We start from the raw sequence: 4,821 nt of genomic DNA, 5'->3' as shown, positions 1-4,821 counted from the left end.
CCGCCCCTCGACAGGGCCGGCTCGGCGTCGGTTGGCGCACGCTCGCCGGTCTCGACCTCGCTCATGCCGAGTCGCCCACGCTCACGATCGCCGACGTCGATCAGGCACTGGATGCCCTGGCCGCGACGTCGGGCACGGGTTCGACGGCCGCGCGGCAGAGCGTGCTGCAGCAGCTCGCGGCCCGATGCACGGCGGCGGAATGGGATCTGCTGTCGCGCGCGATGATGGGCGAACTGCGCACCGGAGCCCTCAGCGGCGTGCTGCTCGACGCGATCGCCCGCGCCTCGGAACGGTCGGCGGCGTCGGTGCGGCGCGCGGCGATGCTCTCCGGTGATCTCGGCGAAACGGCCGTCATCGCGCTGACCGGCGACGAGGGCGATCTCGACGCGGTCGGGCTGGCCGTCGGGCGACCGGTGATGCCGATGCTCGCCTCCACCGCGGCCACACCGACGGCGGCGCTGGAGATCACCGGCCGCGCGTCGGTGGAGTACAAGCTCGACGGAGCGCGCATCCAGGTGCACCGGCACGGCGATGACGTCGGCGTCTACACCCGCAGCCTCGCCGACGTCACGCATCGCGTGCCCGAGCTGGTCGAGATCGTGCGCTCGCTGCCCGCGACCGATGTGATCCTCGACGGCGAGACGCTGTCGCTCGACGAGGACGGCGGGCCACGGCCGTTCCAGGAGACGATGTCGCGCTTCGGCGCCGACGTCGCACGCGAGCTCGCACTGCGCCCGTGGTTCTTCGACATCCTGCACGTCGACGGCCGCGACCTCATCGACCAGCCCCTCAGCGCGCGGCTGGCCGAGCTCGAGCGCGTGGCCGGCGACTGGCGGATGCCCGGCGTCGTCACCGACGATGCCGATGAGGCCGAGCGGCTGTCGCGCGAGGCTCTCGCCGCCGGCCACGAGGGCGTGCTGGTCAAGGCGGTCGACTCGACCTACACCGCGGGGCGCCGCGGCAAGTCGTGGGTGAAGGTGAAGCCCGTGCTCACCTACGACCTGGTGGTTCTCGGCGTCGAGTGGGGATCGGGGCGGCGCACCGGGATGCTGTCCAACCTGCACCTCGGCGCGCGCGATCCCGAGGGCGAGTTCGGCGAGCCGGGCGGGTTCGTCATGGTCGGCAAGACGTTCAAGGGTCTCACCGACGAGCTGCTGCGCTGGCAGACGGAGAGCTTTCCCGCACTCGAGACCCGACGCACGGCGAGCACCATGTTCCTGCGGCCCGAGACCGTCGTCGAGATCGCGATCGACGGTGTGCAGCGTTCGCCCCGGTATCCGGGCGGAATCGCGCTGCGCTTCGCGCGCGTGAAGGGCTACCGCACCGACAAGACGGCGGGCGACGCCGACACGATCCAGACCCTCAGCTCGCTCCTGCGCGGCTGACCGCGTGCTGCGTTCACGCCGACAGCACCCGCTCCCCGGTCGGTGAGCGAGCGCAGCGCGTCGAAACGCCTCACGCCGACGCTGGCAGCCCCTGATCCTCTTCGACGACCGTGCCCTTGAACGACCACGGGAAGTTGATCCAGCGGTCGGTGTCCTTCCACGCGAAGTCCGGCTGGATGATCGTCGACGGCTTGGTGTAGATGGTCACCGAGCGCACGTCGGCGCCCTTCTCCTTCAGCAGCTGCACCGCGAGCGCGAGCGTGCGCCCCGAGTCGGCGACGTCATCGACGAGCAGCACACGACGTCCGTCGAGGTACTCCATGTCGAGCTCGGGCGGCAGCACCTCGGGGGCATCGAGTACCGTGCCGATCCCGGTGTAGAACTCCATGTTGATCGCACCGCAGTTCTTCACGCCCAGGCCGTAGGCGATGGCACCGGCGGGCAGCAGGCCGCCGCGGGCGATCGCGACGACGACCTCGGGTACGAAGGCGCTGTCGATGATCTCTCGTGCGAGCTCGCGTGTCGCGTCGCCGAATCCGTCCCAGGTGAGCGTCTCGCGCTCGATCGCCTCAGTCATCCGTCCATTCTGTTACACGGATGGCGTACCAGACGACGGGATTCCGCCCCGCTTCACCAGGGATGAGGTAGAAACGAAGGAGGGATCGCGTCGCCCGCCGCATCCCTCATCCCGATTTCCGAGGTCTTTCCGTCATGTGCCGCCTGTTCGCCTTCGTCTCATCTGATCGCTCCGCTGCCCGCCGCGAGCTGGGCCGAGACGGCATGGAGAGCCTGCTCTCGTTGGCGCGCCTGCACGGCGACGGCTGGGGCTGGGCGGGCGTGAGCGCGCCCGGGCAGTCGCCCGTCGCGCACCGCTCGGCGCGATCCGCGATCGGCGATGGGGCGTTCGAGCAGGCGATGGATGCCGAGTGCCGCTCGGCGATCGTGCACCTGCGGTGGGCCACAGCCGGGCTGCCCGTGCTCGACTGCAACGCGCACCCCTTCACGGCCGACGGCATCACTTTCGCACACAACGGCTCCATCAAACCGCTCGACCAGTTGAGATCCCTGCTCTCCCCCGAGAGCATCGCGACGCTCACCGGCACCACCGACAGCGAGATGTACTTCGCGCTCATCCGCGAGAAAGTCGCCGAAGGACTCGGCCTGCACCAGGCGACGACGCGCGTCGCGACGATGCTGCGAGAGCTGTTCCCGCTCGCCAGCCTGAACGCGCTGGTGCTCGACGAAGAGCAGCTCGTCGTCGTGCACGCCAGCGCCACCAGCATCCTCACCGATCACGATCTCTCCCGCCTCGCCCCGCTGGCCGGTGTCCTGCCCAGTGAGCACAACGAGGACTACTTCGCGCTGCGCTGGCGCGAAGCCCCCGACGGCACGATCGCGGTCGGCTCGACCGGCGTCGCAGGCGCCGGCTGGACTCCCCTTCCGGCCGAATCGGTCACCGCGATCCGGCTCGACGACCGCTCGGTGTCGACCCTCGACCTCGCCGCCGAGCACGCCCTGCACGGCTAGACTCCCGCCGCTTCGATCGACGACCTGCGATCAGCGCTTCGACGCGTCCTCCTCGCGCCGGTCGTCGTCATCGCGCCGGTCGTCGTCATCGTCGTGGGAGTCGTTCTCCGCGCGCAGTCGCAGCTCGCGCCCCTCTTCGATGGTCTTCTGCTCCTTCTCCTGCATCTTCTTGCTCTGCCTGTCGTCGCGCGGCGGCAGCTGGATGCTCTCCTCCGCCTCGATGCCGGCCTGCAGCTGACGACCGCGCTCCATCTCGGCGTCGAACTCCGCGCCGAACAGCAGCGACAGGTTCACGATCCAGAGCCACAGCAACAGGATGATGACGCCCGCGATGCTGCCGTACGTCTTCTGGTAGTTGCTGAAGTTGATCACGTAGAAGAAGAATCCGAGTGACGCGATCACCATGATCAGCAGCGCGACGAACGCGCCAAGGCTCATCCAGCGGAACTTCGGCTGCTTCACGTTGGGGCTGCCGTAGTACAGGATCGCGAGAGCCAGAACGGCGAGCAGCACGATGACCGGCCACTTGGCGATGCTCCACACGGTGAGCGCCACCTCACCGAGCCCGATCGTCTCGCCGATCGCCTCGGCGATCGGTCCGGAGACGATCACCAGCAGCACGATCGCCACCGCGATGATCAGCAGGATGACGGTGAGCAGCAGCACCATCGGGCGCAGCTTCCAGAACGGGCGACCCTCATCGATCTCGTAGATGGTGTTCATCGCCTGCGAGAAGGCGCTGACATACCCTGACGCTGACCAGATGGCGCCGGCCAGACCGATGATGAGCGCGAAGCCCGCGGTGTTCGACTGAGCGAGCTGCTCGATCGGCGGACGCAGCACCTGAACGACCGAGTCGTCGGCCACGCGTCCGAGCACGCTGAGCAGGAGGTCGGTGGTCTCGTCGGCCTGGCCGAACAGCCCCACCAGCGAGACGACGGCAAGCAGTGCGGGGAAGATCGCCAGGACGCTGTAGTACGTCAGCGCAGCGGCGAGCGTGGTGCACCGGTCGCGCAGGAACTCCGAGAAGGCGCGCTTGAGCGCGTACTTCCACGAGGGTTTGTCGATCTCGGGCGGGGTCTGCGGTTTGCGCGCGTCGTCGGGCTGCGGCGCCCGCCGCTCTTTCGCGGTGCTGCTCTGCGCGTCGCCCTGCGATGCCGGCTGCTCGAGATTTCCCGACATGGTGCCCTCCGTGATGCTGTGCGGTCGCGTTCGGAGCGTCCACTCTCTACCGGATGACCGATTCGCACTACCGCCTCGACCTGGATAGCTGCGCGAGCTATATTGCCGCGGCGCTACTATCGGAAGAGTCCGGCCTCTCAGGCCGGTGCTCGAAAAAGGGGCACGAAGCACTCCGCGACGCCGCGTGAGGCGCGAGACATATACGGATTCCTCCGTTCCTGTCTTGAAAGGCACTTCACCATGCCCACCGTCTCCGCCCACGTAGCCCTCACCCTCGCCCAGCACATCGACCACGTCTTCGGAGTGATGGGCAACGGCAACGCGTACTTCCTCGACGCGATCGAGAAGCAGACCGACGCCGTCTTCACCGCGGTGCGCCACGAGCAGGGTGCCGTGGTGGCCGCTGACGCGCACTTCCGCGCCTCCGGCCGCATCGCCGCGGCGACGTCGACGTACGGCGCCGGGTTCACGAACACCCTGACGGCGCTGGCCGAGGCCGTGCAGGCGCACGTGCCGCTCGTGCTCGTCGTGGGCGATGAGCCGACCTCGGGCCCCCGCCCGTGGGATGTCGATCAGATCGCGATGGCCTCCGCCGTCGGCGCGCGCACCTATACGACCGGGCACGCGGATGCCGCCGCGACCACGGTCATCGCGATCGAGCACGCCCTCACCTACCGCGTGCCCGTCGTGCTCGCCATCCCCTACGACGTCGCCGCACTCGAGGCGG

General features: G+C 68.8%; 5 protein-coding genes. 3 read left to right on the top strand and 2 right to left on the bottom strand.

Annotation, left to right across the window (positions count from 1 at the left end):
* Positions 1 to 1,385, top strand: a 1,385-nt coding sequence (locus RT309_RS13695; protein WP_313357917.1) for an ATP-dependent DNA ligase, incomplete at its 5' end; no start/stop codon positions are given.
* Between the two features lie 70 nt (positions 1,386 to 1,455).
* Here the strand turns inward: RT309_RS13695 and RT309_RS13690 are convergent.
* The gene (locus RT309_RS13690; RefSeq protein WP_313357915.1) at positions 1,456 to 1,962 is read right to left on the bottom strand and encodes a phosphoribosyltransferase; all 507 of its coding nucleotides are present in this window, start codon (positions 1,960 to 1,962) and stop codon (positions 1,456 to 1,458) included.
* 134 nt (positions 1,963 to 2,096) lie between these two features.
* On the opposite strand from RT309_RS13690, the gene RT309_RS13685 reads away from it, so the two are divergent.
* The gene (locus RT309_RS13685) at positions 2,097 to 2,912 is read left to right on the top strand and encodes a class II glutamine amidotransferase (protein ID WP_313357913.1); all 816 of its coding nucleotides are present in this window, start codon (positions 2,097 to 2,099) and stop codon (positions 2,910 to 2,912) included.
* Between the two features lie 30 nt (positions 2,913 to 2,942).
* Here RT309_RS13685 and RT309_RS13680 read toward each other — a convergent pair whose 3' ends face one another.
* Positions 2,943 to 4,094, bottom strand: a complete 1,152-nt coding sequence (locus RT309_RS13680) for a YihY/virulence factor BrkB family protein (RefSeq protein ID WP_313357912.1) — start codon at positions 4,092 to 4,094, stop codon at positions 2,943 to 2,945.
* A gap of 240 nt (positions 4,095 to 4,334) precedes the next feature.
* On the opposite strand from RT309_RS13680, the gene RT309_RS13675 reads away from it, so the two are divergent.
* Positions 4,335 to 4,821: thiamine pyrophosphate-binding protein (locus RT309_RS13675; RefSeq protein WP_313357910.1), on the top strand; the 487-nt coding region annotated here is incomplete at its 3' end.

This window comes from Microbacterium sp. (assembly GCF_032084865.1).
Taxonomy (GTDB): Bacteria; Actinomycetota; Actinomycetes; order Actinomycetales; family Microbacteriaceae; genus Microbacterium.
The sequence above is the reverse complement of the archived record's forward strand: the minus strand, read 5'-3'. Positions and strand labels throughout refer to the sequence as shown.

Bases quoted from the DNA above. Each gene is read 5' to 3' on its own strand.
- RT309_RS13685 (WP_313357913.1), top strand. From the start codon at position 2,097: ATGTGCCGCCTGTTCGCCTTCGTCTCATCTGATCGCTCCGCTGCCCGC.
- RT309_RS13690 (WP_313357915.1), bottom strand. From the start codon at position 1,962: ATGACTGAGGCGATCGAGCGCGAGACGCTCACCTGGGACGGATTCGGC.
- RT309_RS13680 (WP_313357912.1), bottom strand. From the start codon at position 4,094: ATGTCGGGAAATCTCGAGCAGCCGGCATCGCAGGGCGACGCGCAGAGC.